The sequence below is a fragment of the Burkholderia sp. AU15512 genome, from assembly GCF_002223325.1.
In the GTDB taxonomy this organism is placed as follows: Bacteria; Pseudomonadota; Gammaproteobacteria; order Burkholderiales; family Burkholderiaceae; genus Burkholderia.
The window spans coordinates 1352745-1369608 of record NZ_NKEX01000003.1 but is presented as its reverse complement, the minus strand read 5'-3'; the positions used below and the strand labels follow the sequence as shown (position 1 = coordinate 1369608).

The following is a 16864-nucleotide window of genomic DNA, read 5'->3' as shown; positions in this document are numbered from 1 at the left end:
TCAGGTTTGACGGGCGGCCGCCTGCGAAGCGGTCGCGGCCGGCGCCGCCTTCGACGGCGGCGCCTGCTCGACGGGCTTGACGGCCGTGTCGGGCGCGAACTGCGCGGCGTTGTCGACGATCACGCGCTCGCCGCCCGCGAGGCCGCGCGTGATGCGCCAGTCATGGCCGCTCATCTGGTCGGCCGTGACCTCGACGTCCTTGACCTTGCCGTTCGTGCCGACGACGCGTACCGACGTGCGGTCGGCCGTGCGCAGCAGTGCATCGCGCGGCACGAGGATCGCCCGCTGGTCGACCGCCGTATCGAGCGCGATCCGCACATACGCGCCCGGCAGCAGCTCGCGCTCCGGATTCGGGAACAGCGCGCGCATCGCGACGGTGTCGGTGGTCGGATCGACCGCGAGATCGCTGAACAGCAGCCTGCCCTTCAGCGGATACGCGGTGCCGTCGGCGCGCAGCAGCGTCACCGCGATGTCGTGCTGCGCGATGCCCGTCGCCCGCCCGCTCTTCACCGCGCGGCGCAGCGCATCGACGTCGGCCGCCGGTTGAGAGAAGTTCACGTAGATCGGATCGAGCTGCTCGACGGTCGTGAGCGGCGTCGCCTGGTCCTGGCCGACGAGCGCGCCTTCGGTCACGAGCGCGCGCCGGGCGCGGCCCGCGATCGGCGCGGTGACGGTCGCATAGTCGAGCTGCAGCTGCGCCCGCGCGAGCTCCGCCTTCGCGGACGCGACGTCGGCCTTCGCCTGCGTGTCGGCCGCGACGGCCTCGGTGTGGTCGCGTTCGCTCACCGCGCGATCGCGCACGAGATCGTCGTAACGGCGGCGCTTGTCGCTCGCCGCGAGCGCGGCGGCCTGCGCCTTCGCGAGCGCGCCCTGCGCGGCGTCGCGCGCGGCCTTCAGCGGCGCGGGATCGATGCGGAACAGCACCGCGCCCTGCTTCACTTCCTGGCCTTCCTCGTAAGTGCGCGCGGTCACGATGCCCGCGACCCGCGCACGCACTTCCGCCTGCCGGTACGCGTCGAGCCGGCCCGGCAATTCGACGGTCATCGGCACGGCCGTCGGGCGCACCGTTACGACCGTCGCCTGTTTCGCGGCCTCCGGCGCGGCGTCCTTGTCGCCCTTTCCACATCCGGCCAGGGCCAGCGCGGCCGCCAGCGCGAACGGCGCCAGTCGGTGGCGCAACAGGGAGCGATTGTTATTCATGTGTGACCTCGGATCGTTCGCCACCGATAAAATGCGGCGGCTCAGGGTGGCCGATTATAATCAGTCACGACTGATTAAATACGCGCCGTTTCAATCTGACCGTCACACTGTCTCAATAAAACGACAGCGAACTGTAAGGAATTTCAGGACATGGCTCGCAAGACCCGCGAAGAATCGCTCGCCATCAAGCACCGGATCCTCGACGCCGCCGAGCTCGTGCTGCTCGAGAAAGGCGTGGCGCAAACCGCGATGGCGGACCTCGCCGAGGCCGCCGGGATGTCGCGGGGCGCCGTCTATGGCCATTACCGCAACAAGATGGAAGTGTGTCTCGCGATGTGCGACCGCGCGTTCGCGCGCACGTCGGAAGGCTTCGACGCCGGCGAAGGGCTGCCCCCGCTCGCCACGCTGCGGCGCGCCGCGTCGCACTATCTGCAGGAATGCGGCGAGCCGGGCCCGATGCAGCGCGTGCTCGTGATCCTCTATACGAAGTGCGAGCAGAGCGAAGAGAACGGCGCGCTGCAGCGGCGCCGCATGCTGCTCGAATTGCAGATGCTGCGGATCACGAAGGCGCTGCTGCGCCGCGCGATCGCGGCCGGCGAAGTCGCCGCCGATCTCGACGTGCACCTGGCCGCCGTCTATCTCGTGTCGCTGCTCGAAGGCGTGTTCGCGTCGATGATCTGGACCAACCGGCTGCGCGGCAACCTGTGGAACGACGCCGAGGCCATGCTCGACGCCGGCTTCGACACCGTGCGCACGTCCGCCGCGCTGCGAGGCCGCGCGCACAAATTGCCGGACTGACGGAATTTGTCGTAATAAATGCTGATTTAGCCCGATTTACCGCACTGCGAAACGAATGAGCTGACCCCCTTTAAAATTTTTAACGTTTCGCGGAACATCGGTAGACTGACGCTGTCATCTTTCTTTAGCGTCTTCGTGATAACCGGGTACGACCCGGCATGCACGCCGCCGTTCGAAGCGGGTCCGCCCCGCGCGTTGGGTCGAACGGAAACGATACAGGCCCCTGGCGGGGCCTGTTTTGTTGCACGCCCGCCGCCCGCCCCGTCGCTGCCCGACGGATGTGCCGCCGGTGGACCCTGCCCACACCCCTTTGAACCGCTTTCCTGGATGTGGACACCTTGGTCAAGTCTGCCGCTACCCCTGATGCTTTCGCGCCCGGCCGCGCGCAGCGCATTGCGCGCGCGCTCGTGCCGGCCGCCGTGCTCGGCGCCCTCGCCGCACTCGGCTTCGCCGCGCTGCCGGCCGTGTCGCAACTGCCGGGCGCCGTCGATTCGGGCACGGCCGCGCTGCCGCAGCGCGTGCTGTCCGACACGCCGTTTCCCACCGCGCAGCATTTCGTGACGAGCGAGCTCGCCCGCACGATCGGCGAGCGCAACGATGCCGGCGAACGCAATGACCGCAGCCAGCAGCCGGGGCTGTTCGCGCCGCTCAGCGCGCACCGCAACGAGATGCTCGGCTACGCGAACCTGTTCCAGTTCGCGGCCCCTGAAAACCAGCACGGGATGCGCGCGGGCGACATCGAGCTCACGCTGTCCGATACGCTGAACCGTCTCGACGTGCCGCCCGAGGTGCGCATCCAGCTCGGCGATCTCGTCAGCGGCAAGGTCGCGATGCGGGCGAGCGCGCAGCGCGGCGACTACTACCGCGTCGCGTTCGATACGAGCGACGGCACGCCGCGCCTCACCGCGCTCGAACTGCGCGTCGCCGGCCGCACGTTCGGCGCGATCTGGTTCCGCGCGCCGGGCGCCGAGCACGGCGCGTACTACGCGCTCGACGGCTCGCCGCTCGAAGCCGCCGCCTTCACGATGCCGGTCAAGTGGACACGCATCAGCTCGTTCTTCGGCGAACGCATTCACCCGCTGTCGCAGGCGATGGCGTTCCACACGGGCGTCGATCTCGCCGCGCCGAGCGGCACCCCCGTCGATGCGGCGGCCGACGGCGTCGTCTCGTTCGTCGGCACCGATCCGGGCGGCTACGGCCGCTACGTGATCGTCGATCACGCCGATGGTTACTCGACCTACTACGCGCACCTGTCCGCGTTCGCGCACGGCCTCAAGACGGGCGAGACCGTGAAGCAGGGCCAGCGCATCGGCTCGGTCGGGATGACGGGCGCCGCGACGGGCCCGCACCTGCATTTCGAGGTGCGCGTCGCCAACAATCCGGTCGATCCGCTCGTCACGCTCGCGAGCGCGCAGACGGCACTGTCCGACATGCAGCTCACCGCCTTCCGCCAGGAAGCGGCGCAATGGCGCTTCCGTCTCGCGTCGATCCGTACGACGCCGTTCGCGTTCGCGCAGAACGACGGGCCGCTGTGGGGCGATTTCGCGACCGATTCATCGACGCTGCGCGCCGTCTTCAATACGCATTACTCGGCATCGTGATGCACGTGCTGCGCGCCGTCGTTCGACTCGCAGCGGCGCACAGCAGGCGCTCAACCTTCCGTGCCCCTGCCCCCGAGCGGGGCTGGCCTGCGTGACGCGCTGTCCGCTGCGCGGACTTAACGACACGCCGTCTTCGGCCATTCGAAACGGCCGCGGCATGCCGTCACCGCGCGGGTTCCGTATATTCGGCCGCCGCGTGCGCGGCGCGTTCCGCGCGCGGGCGCCGCGACAGCAGCCAGCGTGCCGCGCCGTCGAGCGACGTGCACAGCACCAGATAGATCAGCGCGACGAACAGGAAGATCGGTGCCGGATACACCATCAGCCGGTTGTTCACCTGCGTCGCGACGAACGACAGCTCCGGCACGCCGACGATATACGCGAGCGACGTGTCCTTCACGAGCGCGACCCACTGGTTGACGAATGAAGGCGTCATGATCCGGATCGCCTGCGGCAGCAGCACGTAGCGCACCGTCTGCCAGCGCGTGAGCCCGAGCGACAGCCCGGCCTGCCATTGCCCGTCGCCGGCCGCGACGATGCCCGCATGCACCGCGTGCGCGAGATACGCGCCGCCGATCAGCGCGAGCGCGCACACCACCGTCGCGAGCCCCGGCACGTCCATGTGCAGCAGCATCGGCATCAGGAAGTAGGTCCAGAAGATCAGCATCAGCACCGGAATCGCGCGGAAGAAGCCGATGAACGCGAGCAGCAGCACGCGCACGGGGCCGCGCGCAAGCGCCATCGCCACGCCGAGCGCGATGCCGAGCACGGCCGAGGCGACGGCCGACGCGATCGCGAGCAGCAGCGACAGCGCGGCGCCGCCGAGCGGCCCTTCCGGGAACGCGCCCACGAGCAGGTACGGCAGATTGGCGAACAGCAGCGAGAGATCCATCGTCAGCGCCCCGCTTCCAGCCGGTCGCGCCATTGCGTGGCCGCATACGCGAGCGCTTCGATCGCGGCCACCGCCGCGACGTACAGCACGGTCGCCACGCCGAAGGCGGCGAAGGTCTTGAACGTCTCGGTCTCGACCTGCCGCGATGCATACGACAGCTCGGCCACGCCGATCGCCATCGCGAGCGACGAGTTCTTCACGAGATTCATGTATTGGCCGAACAGCGGCGGCAACGCGATGCGCACCGCCTGCGGCAGCACCACGTAACGCAGCGACTGCATCGGCGTGAGGCCGAGCGCGGCCGCTGCGTCGTGCTGCGCGCGCCGCACGCCGCGCAGGCCGGCTTCGCACTCCTCGGCGACGAACGCGGCCGTATAGGCGCTCAGCCCGACCCAGCCCGCGACGAATTCGAACGACGGCCACGCAAGCGTGAACGGGCCGATGCTCAACGCATGACGCGCGTTCAGCCACGCGATCCATGGCTCGGGCAGCAGCGACGCGATACCGAAATACCAGAACAGCAACTGCACGAGCAGCGGCGTGTTGCGGAACGTGACGACGTACGCGGCCGCCATCGCGCGCGGCGCCGTGCCGCGCGCATGGCGCATGACCGCGAGCAACAGCCCGCCGGCGGTCGCGACGACGGCCGACGCGGCCGCGAGGCCGAGCGTCAGCAGGAAACCCTGCCAGAGCCAGGACAGGTATTTGGGAGCCAACCCGAGCATGCTGTGTTGCGGGCGCGAAGCGCGCGATCGGAAGAATGCGAAAAGCGCCGCTCGGCCGATGATGCTTTGGCCAGTCGCGGCGCGCGTGCGATGCGGATCAGGTCTTGTCGCCGATCCGGAAGATGCGCGTGAGCGGCGTCTTCGTCGTCGGCCCGAACCATGCGTCGTAAATCTGCACGGCGCGGCCGTTCGCCTCGAGCCCCTTCAGCGTGTCGTTGACGAAGCCGAGCAGGCGCGTCTCGCCCTTCGGCACGCCGACGCCCATGTAGTCGTTCGAGATCGTGAACGCCGGGATCTCGTAGTTCTGCTTGTCCGGCACGTTCGCGAGCAGCCCGATCAGCTTCGGGCCGTCCTGCGTGATCGCCTGCACGTTGCCGGCGCGCAGCGCGGCGAACGCGAACGGCGTGTCGTCGTACGCGACGATCGTCGCCTTCGGGAATTTTTCGCGCAGCGTGATCTCGTTGGTCGTGCCCTTGTCGGCGCCGACGCGCAGCGCGTTCAGCTGGTCGGCCGATTTCAGCACGCCCTTCTTCGCGAGAAACTGCTGGCCCGACGAGAAATACGGAATGCTGAAGTCGACCTGCTTCGCGCGCTCGTCGGTGATCGTGAAGTTCGCGAGCACGAGATCGACCTTGCCGGACGTCAGGAACGGAATGCGGTTCGCCGGGTTGGTCGGCTGGAGCTGCAGCTTCACGCCGAGCTTGTCGGCGAGTGCCTTCGCATAGTCGACGTCGAGGCCGACGATATGATTGCTTTTGCCGTCGACATAGCCGAACGGCGGGTTGCTGTCGAACGTCGCGACGCGCAGCACACCGGCCTTCTTGATGTCGTCGAGACGGTCCGCATGCGCGACGGTGCCTGCGGTGATGAGCGCGGCTCCGACGAGCCACGTAGCGAGCGTGTGGAATTTCATGAGCACGACCTGATTTGTTATGAAGGCCGCCGCGGATCGCGCGGCGGCCCGGTTCGAAGAACATCGCGACGGAGTGTGTCGTCGCGAAGCCGCTAACGTATCAGCGCATGCCGCGAATCCGAACCAACAAATGGTGCTTTGCTCAGCGGGTTTCGTGATGAAGCGCGCCCGTCGCGGCGCGCGCCATCACGGGAACGTGAACGTGAATTCCGCGGCCCCGTTTGCGTTTCCGGGCCGCAGCTCGCCATCCGCACCGGTTCGGATGTACCGGGCACTGAGCGGGATCGTCGCCGTGTCGGCTTCGCGATGCATCGGATAGGTCGGGGCCGTGCCCGGCTCGCCGTAGGCGATCCGCTCGTTCGTATCCCGGTGCGTCATCACGATGTTGAACCCGTGCGCAACCGACCGGCCGGCCGGCGCGCTCAACTGCAGCAATGTCTTGTCCGGATTCGGCTGCGCTGCCTTGTCGCGGAAACTGATCTTCGGTTTGGCCGCGGCCGCGCATTGGCTGAGCGTGATATCGAAGCTGACCGGCTCCGACATCGCGTTCAAAGTCGGGAAATTGTCGATCGCGACATTTCCGAGCGTTACCGGCTTGATCCAGTTCGACTGGATCTCGCAGCGATTCGGCACCTGGATCTCGCACTCGCTGCCGATGCAGACGTTGCCCGCGCCGACGAAGGTTATCGCCTGTGCGCACAAGGGCGTCTGTTCAGGCACCGTCACCGTGCTCCCTACCGATGCGACGCCTTTCGGCAAGTCGATCGCATAAATCTCGACGGTCGGATTGCCCGGCAGGTTCTTGACGACCAGCTTGCCTTCCGGCAACTGCGAGGCCGGCTTTTCGAGGACGAGATACTGCCGGAAGATCATCGCCTGCGTGTTTTCGGTACCGCTTTGGTTCCCACGACCGAGATTGTGCTTCACGGTCACCATCGGCAGCGAATCTTGCGGCAGGGTATTCTCGTCTTCGTTGCCGGATACGCCTGCCCACTTGAAGCCGATACCGTTCACGTTCGTCTTCGCGACTCCGTCCGTGACAATAGGCGTTGTCTTCCAATGCCCGGCCCCCACCAGTTCGTGCTCCCCGGTCGCAGTGCCGTATGTGAACTTAACGAAGAGCGAAACGGTGCGTTGATACAGGATCGTGTCGACGGGTGTCGCACTCGTCAACGCATTGATCATCTTCCAGGGTGACGCGTTGGTGTTGCTGAACGTGCATTTCTGCGCCGTCGAGCCACTGGCGGTCTGCGCGTTGACGTGCGGGCCGAATGCAAGCACCAGATATCCCGCCATCGCCAGGCGACGTACGGCCCGGCCGACTCGCCCGGACCTGCGCCATTGAATCGTCTTCATGCTGCCTCCCGTTGCGGCAGCGGCAGGCGCCGGTCATGCTCGCCCGCCGCCCGTTGCATTACTCGATCACGCCGAGATTGATACCGGCAACCTTCTGCAGCCCGGCCTCGCCGGACGCAATGCTGTTGCGGAACGTGCCCCGGTTGATGCCGACCAGACCGCCAAAGGTCTGACTCGACGATCCGTTGATCCGCCCGCTCGCGGCCGAGCGTTCGATGAGCCCCGCGTTCAGGCCGGCCAGGCCGCCGAGGGTCGCGTAATTGCCGGCGCCGACCGTTCCCGACGCCGACGCATCGCGCACGGTACCGAGGTTTTCTCCGGCAAACCCGCCCACCGTGCTCGACGAGCCGCCCGTCACGTTGCCGGTTGCCGACGCGGTGTCGATCTCGCCGGATGTCGTGTTGGCGCCGGCGAAGCCCCCCACCGATGCACCGACACCGCCGTATACGTCGCCGCTCGCATCGACGTTGGTCAGTTCGGCCGCGTTGCTGCCGACGAAACCACCCGTCTTGCTGTAGTTGCCGCCGGTCGTCTTGCCACGCGCGACCGAGTGTGCAATCCGGCCGCCGAGATGGCTGCCGACGAAGCCGCCATTGGTGCCCTGCCCACCGGTGACCGCGCCGTGCGCTTCTGCCATGTCGATGAACGCATACATGCCCAGGTTGATGCCAACGAAACCGCCGGTCGAACCCGTCGATGCGCTCATGACGGCGCCCAGCGCCTTGCTGTCGGTCACGATGCCCTGGTTCAGCCCGACGAAGCCGCCGATCGCTTGCGCATATCGGCCGTCGACGACACCGCTTGCGCTCGAATTGGCAATCTTGCCGGTATTGACGCCGACGAGTCCGCCCGCCGTACCGCCCGAGCCCCCTGTCACGCGCCCCACAGCCGTTCCGTCGTCGATCCTGCCAAGCAGATTCGCGCCCACGAGCCCACCGACGTTCACGCCGGCGATATTGACGCCCGACGTGGTGCCCCGACTCGTCGACCTCAGAATGTCGCCGCCCCGATTCATGCCGACGAGACCGCCGATCGACGCCTGGTTCGATGCGCCGCCCGTGACGGTGGCGTTGGATTCGCTGTCGGACACGATCCCTGCCCCCATCAAATCGATGCGGTTTTCGCCGACCAGGCCGCCAACGGCATACGACATCCCGTTCCCGGCCACGGATCCGGCAAATGACGACTGCGAAAGCTCGCCGCTATTGATGCCGACGAGGCCACCCAACGCATTGCCGCGGTTCGCACCGGCACTCACCTGCATGCCCGTCGCGGCCACGTTCGTGATCTTGCCGACGTTTTCGCCCACCAGCCCGCCGATGGCCACCGGACCGACACCGGACGCGGCACTGACGCGCAACGACGCCAGCTTGAGGTTGGCGAGCGTACCGGCGTTGCGGCCGAACAGCCCCGCGTACGGATCGCTGCTCGTGATGACGAGGTTGCTGATCGTATTGCCGAGGCCATCGAACACGCCGGAGAACGACGCCCCCGACCCGATGGTCCTGAACGTGGGGCAGGAATACCAGGAGCAGGAGCCGGCGATGTTGTTGCCGAGGACGTACAAGCCGTCGAGATTCGTATTGATGCCCTGCAACTGCTGCAGGTTCTGGATCACGGTGTAGAGATAGCCGTTCGACTCGAAGCCGGCTCCGGTGCCCGACAGCGTCACGGCCGCGGCGCCCGTCAGCGAATACGCGACGCCGTAGTCGAGCGTCAGCAGCGCATTCGCGCCGGTCAGTGCGATCGGCGCCGCGATCCGCACGCTGTTCTTCGCGTCGATGGCCACCCGCGCGTTCGCCCCCGTCGCGCGCAGCGCACCGTTGACCGACACGTCGCCGTTCCGGCTGGCCAGCGCCAACCGGTTGCCGCTTGCCCAGGTCACCGGTCCGTCGACCGACATCCCGCCGCGTTCGGCGACCAGTTCGACATCGGTCGTCGCGAGGTTGCGCGACAGCGTATCGGCCACGATGGTACCCGGCTGGTTCGCGCCCGCCTTGACCGACACGTCGGACGATGCGATGCGCCAGGTGCCGCCGCGCCCGTTGGTCGCGCGCGTATCGACCATCGCGCCCAGCGCCACCTTCACGTCGGCGCCGCGGGTGTGGACCGTGCCGCCGTTGCCCGGCGTCGTCGCGCTCGCGTTCATCACGCCCGCGACGTTGACGGTGCCGGCGTCGTGACCGTCCAGCGAGATCCGGCCCGCGACACTCCTGAGCGTGCGCGCCTCGATGGTGCCCTGGTTGTTGACCACCGTGCGCAACACCGTATCGACGGTCTTCGCGCCCATCAGCACCCGCCCACCGTCGGCCTTCAGCAACTGCTCGTTGCTGACCAGTGCGTTCATGGTTCCCTGATCGATCTGCACGCTGAGCAGCTTGCTGCCGTCGAAGTTCAGCGTGGCGTCACTGCCGGCGCCCAGCGCGACGGTGCCCATCTGCGCCTGGACGATCCCCCGGTTGACGACTTTCGCGCCGAGCAGCGCGATCGCGCCGCCTTCGCTCGCGACGAGATTGCCGAAGTTCTGCACTTCGCTCGGCGACTGACCGGAGAACCGGAAGCGGCCGGCTTCGAAGTCTTCGTTCTTGATGTCGAGCGTCGTCGCCACCAGACCACCGACGTTGACCTGTGCGCCCTTGCCGAACAGGACGCCGTTCGGGTTGACGAGGAATACGCGGCCGTTCGCGTCGATGTTGCCGTGGATTGTGCTGCCGTCCTGGCCGATCACCCGGTTCAGCGCAAGCGACTTGTCGGACGGCTGGTTGAACGTGACGCGCTGCCCGCTGTCGACGTTGAACGACTGCCAGTCCGTCACCAGCTTGTCGCTGTGCTGGTTGATCGACATCTGCTTCCCGTTGTCGTAGCGAAGAATGTCGGCCTTCCCGGACACGATGTTCTCGCCCGCCGGAAGCGCCTGGGCGGACGTCGCCGCGCCGCCCGCGAGCAGCGCGAGCACCGCGACGACACGCGCGCGCGTCGCCGACTTGCCGTGCCGGCGTACCCGTTCGCCGGCCACCTGCCAAACGCCCTGCCCGGCGTTCCATACCAAAGCGTATGTCTTGTTCATTCTCGTTTTCCTTGTTGTGGTTGAAACCCTGTCGATTCCCCGACAGGACGGGTACTGCAACTCCCGGCGCGCAGCAGCAACGGCACATGGTGCCGCGTGCCGCCGCTCCGCTACGGCTCCAGCTGCCTCCGGTATTCCTGGGATGCCCCGCTGTCGTCGACCGCGTCGAACACGATCTCGCCCGATCGCACGCCGCTTGACTCACCGATCGGGACGCGGGTCAGGCCGAACGGCGGAACCTCCACAGCCTCACCGACCAATGCGACCGGCTCCCCGTGCAACAGCACGCGCGTGAGCGTCACGTAGTACGGTGTGGGATTGGTGGCGACGATCGATGGGGAGTCCTGCTGATCCGTGCGCGTCCAGGTCAGTGCGCTCGGCGCCTGATCCGGATCGCCGGCAAGGCCGGGCGGCCGATACAGGAGCTTCAGGCGCAGCCGGTACGCGATGCGCAGCGTGTTGTCGCTTGCCGGTGCGGCCGGCGGTACTTCGAGCAGGTTGATCCAGAAGCAGGATTCGCGATCCAGCGGCAAGTCGCCTCCGATGGACTGCACGCGGATCGCCAGCGACTGCGCCGGATCGAGTCGAGCGAGCGGCGGCGAAACGACGAACGGCACGCGCAGGTGGTCGGGATCGGCATTCGCGTCGCCCACGTCGAGCCACGACTGAACCAGGATCGGCGCGGCGCCACCGTTGCGCGCGACGATCGTCAGCGCACGGGCATCGCCGGGATAGATGAAGCGGGTTCCGACCACGGACAGCGCCGCGTGCCCGTTGATTGTCCCGACGCTCGCCGCGCAAGCCGCCACCGCCGCACGCACGATGCGGGCAAAGCCGGCCCAGCGACCTGTACGGCGCGGCGGCCGGGACGCCGCCAGGGCGGAACGGACATCGAGAACACGCATCGAACTATGGCTCCACGTGCTGGCCGCGCGCCGTCGCCGCAACAGGCACAATCGCTGGAAGTGCGCGGCAGACACGCGTCAGCGTCACATAGCCGCGGGACGTACGTTCCGGCGCCGGCACCGCATAGTCGATCACGCACCGCTGATCGGCGCGCGTGCCCCATTCGACACGGATCTGCCCGTCGTCGTCGGCACTGCGCACCAGCAGGCGGCTACCCTGCCCGACCGCGCCCAGCAAAGTGCCGGTGCGTGCGTCGAGCGCACGCGCCGCGAACGGCAGTGGCCGGCCGTCGTCGGTCTGCGCGTCGATCAGCAGCGCGCGCGCCTTCAGTGTGTCGTACGACAGCATGACGACCGAGCCCGAGCGGGGTGCGACGCTGCGCGATACCGTCTTGAGTTCGACATCGTCGGCGATATCCTTCGGATCGATGTCGATCTTGTTGAGCTGATACGGCGTGAGGCTCGGTACGATCGCGTAGCCGAACCGGTCGACGCGCGCGTTCGAGTTCCCCACCAGGGCACCGCGCGCGTGCGGTGCGTGCACGACGCCGACCGTCTCGCTCAAGGTGGGCGCCAGCGTCAGGCCGCCCGGGTGCAGCACCAGGCCGCCCACCGCGTTCGCGGACGCCTGCTGGTAGCCGCTTCCCAAGCCGACGTTCGCCGACAGCGACACGGCCGGCAATTGATAGCCCACGCCGAAACTGCCCGACGACGCGCGGTTGTTGCCGTCGTAGCTCGACGACAGCGAGTACGATCCGGCGCTCTGCTCGCCGAAACGGCCGGCCAGGCTCGCGGTGGCACTGGTGCCGGCGCTGGTGTCATGCGTCGTGAGCGTGCTGAAGATCGGCGCGCGCCGCGTGTTGCGTCCCAACGGAATCGAAACGTTCAGGCTCACGAGCGTGCTGCCCGCCCCGCCGCCGAACGACGGTTGCCGAGCGGACAGGTTGCGCACGCGCTGCACCGACGCCGTTACGGTCGCATCGCGCCATTGCGTGCTGTAACCGAGCGTGAAGCTGAGCGATTGCCCGCCTCCCGCCCAGTAGCTGAGTGCCGATCCGTTCGCGTAGACGCTGCCCGATCGCCCGATCTGCTGACTCACGTTGAGATCGACCCGATTGCGCAGCCGCGCGAATGCCTCGGCGCCCACGCGCTGATCGCTCCGGCCGTTCAGTATCAACGCATCGCGCAGGCCGAGATAGCCCTTGGTCGAGTAGCGATACGCGAGCAGCGAAAAGTTCGTGCCGCTGTTCGGCAGGTTCTTGCTGTACGACACGCGGATACTCGAACCGGTCAGGCGCTCGCTGCCCGGCGGCTGGGTTCGCGCGATCGTGACGTCCGCTGCGAAGCCGCCGATCGACGTATTGAGCCCGACACCCATCAGCACCGACTGGTAGCGGCTCGCAAACGCGGCGCCGCCGTAGGCCGTCAGTGCGTTGCTGACGCCGCGCTGCACCGTGAACTGGCCGACGTATTGCGTGCCAATGCCGCCGCCGACGTCGATCGCCCGGCCCGCCATCGCGCTGAATCGCGTGCTGCCGGGACGCAGCAATTGGACCGCAGTCGCGAACGGCACCACGAAGCTGCGCGTTTCACCGTTGGCCTCGGTCACCGTCACGTTCAGGTCGCCGCCGTAGCTCATCGCCTGCAGGTTGTCGATCGCGAACGGCCCCGGCGCGACGGTCGTCTCGTGAACCAGATAGCCGCGCTGGTAGATCGCCACCTTGGCATTCGACTGAGCGACGCCGCGCACCACGGGCGCGTAGTAGCGCTGTTCGTCGGGCAGCATGCGGTCGTCGCTGGCGATCTGCACGCCGCGGAACGACACGGCGTCGAACAGTGTGCCGCTCGTCGAGCTCTCGCCGGCCAGCAACTGCGCGTTCCAGTCGGGCAGATCGGTTTGCGCGTAGACGTAGCCGCGCTGATAACGGGCGCCGCCTCGCTGCGACCAGGTGAGGTTGCCGTTGTGGCGAATCCGGAACCGCCCGGCGCTCGCCGCCATCGAGAGGCCTGTGTAGAACTGCGTGAATTCGTACCCGCCCGAACGCGTCGTGAACACACTTGCGTTGTAGTTCAACCGCGCGGCGGGCACGCCGTTCGTCCAGTTGGCCGGATCGACGTAGGTACTCTGACCGGCGAAACGCATGTAGAACCGCGGAACCGTCAGATACAGTTTCTGCTCGGCCGCATCGAACGACAACATGGCGCCGGGAACGTATCGGGACAGGGCCTCGCAGATCAGCCCGTCGGGCATCGGATTCGGAGGCTGGCTGCCGTCCTGCCCGCGCGCGCTCCGGTCAAGATCGACACCTGCCCGCTGCAGCAGCAGCCGGTCGTAGCAAGGCAACACGTCATCGCGCGCGTCGCGATGGAAAGTGATGCCCTCCACGCCGCGCCACTGCCCGTTGACGATCAGATCCACACGATGCAGCCCCGGCTCGACGGCGTTCGGACGCTCGAACGGCGTCGTGTCAATCGGCTCGCTGCCATGGCCGTGCATCAGCATCGAGTCGTCGAAATGCGTCTTGCCGGCCGCCGGCGGTACGTCCGTGGTCTCGCTGCGCTCGTCGTCCCGCGCCACCGCGACGGCCGTATCCGCGACGGCGTTTGCACCCGACGTCATCGCGATCGACGCAAATACCGACGCGACCGCCATCAGGCAAGGCCGCTGCGGTAGTCGCAGCGGTAACTCCGATACGCATGAAGAATGGAAACCTGCTGAACTGCGCATGTTGTTACAGTTATTTCGCATACCGATCCAATACATCGGGATCGGCATGCCGGGTGGTGCCTTCTGGATGGATGCGTTGCGTGGAAAAACTGCTCAGTCGGTCAGTTTTTTGGTTATCGTGCTGCGTCCGCCGTAATCGTCGATGGCCATATAGCGCACGGCCCTCGCGCGATGCGACTGCGTGAAGACACCCGGAAGCGGAAAGCGTTGGGTACCGAACGGCGCGACCATCCCGCCACCAGCTTCGACGAAGGTGCCGCCGACCTCGGCCTCGACCATCCCGAACGACACGTAGTACGGCGTCGGGTTCGACACCTCGAGCGTGATCCGTCGTCCGCCCGCGCGCTGCGCATCGGCAGACGCTCTCCAGACCAGCGCGTCCTGCGCCATGTCGACGTCGTTCTCGAGCGCCGAGGGCCGGTAGAACAATTTGATGCGGGTTCTGAACGCGAAGCGCAACTGGTTGTCCGCGTCTTGCTGCACCGTCGGCACCTCGAGCACATTCAGCCAGAACACCGATTCACGGTCGGACGGCAGCGACGCCTGCATGTTCGTGATGCGCAACACCGCGCCCCGCCCCGCTTCGACGCGCACCAGAGCAGGTGCAACGACAAACGGCGTACGCATCTGCTCGGGCGGAACGTCGGCGCGACCGTCGTCGATCCAGCTCTGGGCGAGGACCGGTTGCGTGCCGGAATTTTCCATTCGGACCGTCACGTCGCGGGCACGCTCGGGAAAGATCACCCGGGTACCGTTCAACAGTAGGGCTGCCTGCGCCAGCGTGGCGCAGGCAGCCCACGCCACGACACCGGCCACGACTCTTGAATAAGGAATCCGAATTGACAATGTCATGACGTGTAACGGGAATGGGACCGATCAGTGGTAAGCGAGCACGTACCGGATGAACGAGTTGCCGGAACCTGCCTTGATGCCAGCCGGCAAGGCCGTCGACACGTATGCCGCCTTGTAGGTCAGGGTCGCGGTGTTGTTCTCGACGGTCGCGATCTGCGGGTCGGTCTGCGGCGTGCCGAGCATGATCTTGCCGTTCTTGGTGTTACCCGCGTCCTTGATCTGGATTTCGATGCCCTCCGCCGGTTTGGTGCCGATGAGCTTCAGGTTGCCGGTCGACGGGTTGATGTTGACCGACACCGGATCGAATTCCATCACGACCTTCGTGCCGTTAGTACAGCCCGTATTGCCGCCAATCTTCACACTGAACTCGACGTCATTCGACGTCTTGCCGATCGCGTCGAACATGGCCGGGTCGACGCGATCGCCAAGTTGCACCTCTTGCCGATTGCTGGAGCCAGGTGCCTGGCCGTTGACGTTGCAGGTGACGTCGGAGATGCTGCCGTAGAAGGCCAGCTCACCGTCGAACGCGTGGGCAAGCGACGGTACCAGCGCGGCGCTGGCGATGCCTGCTGCAACGCAACCCCGAAGCAAGTTCATTTTCATCTTTGGAATTCCTCTCAAATGGATGGTTTTTCTCGAAACATTCCGACCGGCTCAGGAGTTTCCATGGGACTTGAAATCCCGAAATACAGATCGCATCGCGCCATCTCGAATAAATGAATTTTTATCCTCGAAAAACGACGACATCGCAATTCTATTTGCCCGGAAATTTTCCTCAAATAGTACGAGTAAGAAATATGAATTCCATTTAGCCATTCGAGCGCCTTGTCTCGCGGCGATGATTGTGGCAGGCAACTCACTGCGGCGCTGCTTGCGGCTGCAACGTATCGCGCATGCGCCACTGACAATGCGATATCGCACGTCGACATAAGAAATAACAATCAATTTGATTGAATAAATAATCAAAACAATGTGACTTTAACTGGAAAATCTTGAGAATTTTCCATTTCTCAAAATTTCAAAATAAGAAAAGTCAAATCCCCACTCTCCAGCATGAGTAAGTTGCGCAAGATCGAGAGTCGACGTGTCGATCGGGTTTTCGAAATCGAAATCCCGTCGCGGCGTCGCATTTCACCGAGGTCGCATGCAGTCAGATCGCACACGAACCGGCTGCATGCGGCACCACTGGCGGGCAGGAACCTGTTGGCGTATGGAAGGAGTGGGACCCGTCGCTTCGCGACGAGATGTGCGTTGCCGCACCGGCCCGGAGCGCGGCACCGCGCCGTGCCCTGCTACATCACCCGGCGAGCGCGGCCGCCGCCTCGTCGATCAACGCTGCGACCGCAACCGGTTTCGACGTGAGCGACGCATGGCTTGCATCGAGCGTGATGACCTTGCGCGCGTCCATCCGCGCCGACATCCGCGGCTGGTTCTCCGGCGCGATCATCCGGTCGTCGCTCGAGATCGGGTACCACGACGGCTTCACGCGCCAGGCCGGCGCGTGAATGGTGTCCGCGAACGTGCTCGCCACCGGCGTCTTCCGCGTGACGGCCATCACGAGCGCTTCTCTCCTTGACATGGCAAGTCATCGAACCGCCACCGGCCCGGCCGATCCGGGTCATCATGCGGACATGCAGCAGCCGGCATAGGCGAGCCGCCGTGCGCGACCGACCCCGCCGCGACCGGCATGAGACGCAGCGCATCAAAAAAGACGCCCGCTGCAAGCAGCGGGCGCGAATCCCAGTCAAGGAGGTGTCACACGAACTACAGGCCCAGATTAAGGAATTCGCCCGTCATGGACAACGAATCGATTTCAATATCGATATGACG

Annotated in this window: 12 protein-coding genes and 1 pseudogene; 2 read left to right on the top strand and 11 right to left on the bottom strand. The window is 66.1% G+C overall.

What is annotated here, in order from left to right:
- Complete coding sequence (locus CFB43_RS09035; RefSeq protein ID WP_089494811.1) at positions 1-1200, bottom strand: MexX/AxyX family multidrug efflux RND transporter periplasmic adaptor subunit; 1200 nt, start codon at positions 1198-1200, stop codon at positions 1-3.
- A gap of 150 nt (positions 1201-1350) precedes the next feature.
- Here CFB43_RS09035 and CFB43_RS09030 point away from each other — a divergent pair, with 150 nt between their 5' ends.
- Both CFB43_RS09030 and CFB43_RS09025 read left to right on the top strand, forming a co-directional pair.
- The gene (locus CFB43_RS09030; RefSeq protein WP_089494810.1) at positions 1351-1998 is read left to right on the top strand and encodes a TetR family transcriptional regulator; all 648 of its coding nucleotides are present in this window, start codon (positions 1351-1353) and stop codon (positions 1996-1998) included.
- 338 nt (positions 1999-2336) lie between these two features.
- Positions 2337-3599: a M23 family metallopeptidase gene (locus tag CFB43_RS09025; RefSeq protein ID WP_089494809.1), complete on the top strand. Its 1263-nt coding sequence runs from the start codon at positions 2337-2339 to the stop codon at positions 3597-3599.
- A gap of 163 nt (positions 3600-3762) precedes the next feature.
- On the opposite strand, the gene CFB43_RS09020 is transcribed toward CFB43_RS09025, so the two are convergent.
- The 10 genes and pseudogenes from CFB43_RS09020 to CFB43_RS08975 all read right to left on the bottom strand — a co-directional run.
- Positions 3763-4488, bottom strand: a complete 726-nt coding sequence (locus CFB43_RS09020) for an amino acid ABC transporter permease (RefSeq protein WP_089456601.1) — start codon at positions 4486-4488, stop codon at positions 3763-3765.
- 2 nt (positions 4489-4490) lie between these two features.
- Entirely contained in the window at positions 4491-5213 is a 723-nt protein-coding gene (locus CFB43_RS09015; RefSeq protein ID WP_089494808.1) for an amino acid ABC transporter permease, read from the bottom strand.
- Positions 5214-5310: 97 nt separating this feature from the next.
- Positions 5311-6126: an ABC transporter substrate-binding protein gene (locus CFB43_RS09010; RefSeq protein ID WP_085038977.1), complete on the bottom strand. Its 816-nt coding sequence runs from the start codon at positions 6124-6126 to the stop codon at positions 5311-5313.
- A 186-nt stretch (positions 6127-6312) separates the two neighbouring features.
- Positions 6313-7482, bottom strand: coding sequence for a fimbrial protein (locus tag CFB43_RS09005; protein WP_089494807.1), 1170 nt, complete (start codon positions 7480-7482; stop codon positions 6313-6315).
- Between the two features lie 58 nt (positions 7483-7540).
- Entirely contained in the window at positions 7541-10549 is a 3009-nt protein-coding gene (locus CFB43_RS09000) for a two-partner secretion domain-containing protein (protein WP_089494806.1), read from the bottom strand.
- 110 nt (positions 10550-10659) lie between these two features.
- Complete coding sequence (locus CFB43_RS08995) at positions 10660-11454, bottom strand: fimbrial biogenesis chaperone (RefSeq protein ID WP_089494805.1); 795 nt, start codon at positions 11452-11454, stop codon at positions 10660-10662.
- A 4-nt stretch (positions 11455-11458) separates the two neighbouring features.
- Complete coding sequence (locus CFB43_RS08990; RefSeq protein ID WP_089494804.1) at positions 11459-14107, bottom strand: fimbria/pilus outer membrane usher protein; 2649 nt, start codon at positions 14105-14107, stop codon at positions 11459-11461.
- A 168-nt stretch (positions 14108-14275) separates the two neighbouring features.
- The gene (locus tag CFB43_RS08985) at positions 14276-15034 is read right to left on the bottom strand and encodes a fimbrial biogenesis chaperone (protein WP_089494803.1); all 759 of its coding nucleotides are present in this window, start codon (positions 15032-15034) and stop codon (positions 14276-14278) included.
- Positions 15035-15058: 24 nt separating this feature from the next.
- A complete protein-coding gene (locus tag CFB43_RS08980; protein ID WP_089494802.1) occupies positions 15059-15637 on the bottom strand; it encodes a fimbrial protein in 579 nt (192 codons plus the stop codon).
- 694 nt (positions 15638-16331) lie between these two features.
- Positions 16332-16613: pseudogene (locus CFB43_RS08975) on the bottom strand (alpha/beta hydrolase); the annotation flags it as partial.
- Positions 16614-16864: the final 251 nt, after the last annotated feature.

What these genes read in the sequence shown, in the direction of transcription:
- CFB43_RS09035 (WP_089494811.1), bottom strand. Translation starts at nt 1,200, where the DNA reads ATGAATAACAATCGCTCCCTGTTGCGCCACCGACTGGCGCCGTTCGCG.
- CFB43_RS09030 (WP_089494810.1), top strand. Translation starts at nt 1,351, where the DNA reads ATGGCTCGCAAGACCCGCGAAGAATCGCTCGCCATCAAGCACCGGATC.
- CFB43_RS09020 (WP_089456601.1), bottom strand. Translation starts at nt 4,488, where the DNA reads ATGGATCTCTCGCTGCTGTTCGCCAATCTGCCGTACCTGCTCGTGGGC.
- CFB43_RS09015 (WP_089494808.1), bottom strand. Translation starts at nt 5,213, where the DNA reads ATGCTCGGGTTGGCTCCCAAATACCTGTCCTGGCTCTGGCAGGGTTTC.
- CFB43_RS09010 (WP_085038977.1), bottom strand. Translation starts at nt 6,126, where the DNA reads ATGAAATTCCACACGCTCGCTACGTGGCTCGTCGGAGCCGCGCTCATC.
- CFB43_RS09005 (WP_089494807.1), bottom strand. Translation starts at nt 7,482, where the DNA reads ATGAAGACGATTCAATGGCGCAGGTCCGGGCGAGTCGGCCGGGCCGTA.
- CFB43_RS09000 (WP_089494806.1), bottom strand. Translation starts at nt 10,549, where the DNA reads ATGAACAAGACATACGCTTTGGTATGGAACGCCGGGCAGGGCGTTTGG.
- CFB43_RS08995 (WP_089494805.1), bottom strand. Translation starts at nt 11,454, where the DNA reads ATGCGTGTTCTCGATGTCCGTTCCGCCCTGGCGGCGTCCCGGCCGCCG.
- CFB43_RS08990 (WP_089494804.1), bottom strand. Translation starts at nt 14,107, where the DNA reads ATGGCGGTCGCGTCGGTATTTGCGTCGATCGCGATGACGTCGGGTGCA.
- CFB43_RS08985 (WP_089494803.1), bottom strand. Translation starts at nt 15,034, where the DNA reads ATGACATTGTCAATTCGGATTCCTTATTCAAGAGTCGTGGCCGGTGTC.
- CFB43_RS08980 (WP_089494802.1), bottom strand. Translation starts at nt 15,637, where the DNA reads ATGAAAATGAACTTGCTTCGGGGTTGCGTTGCAGCAGGCATCGCCAGC.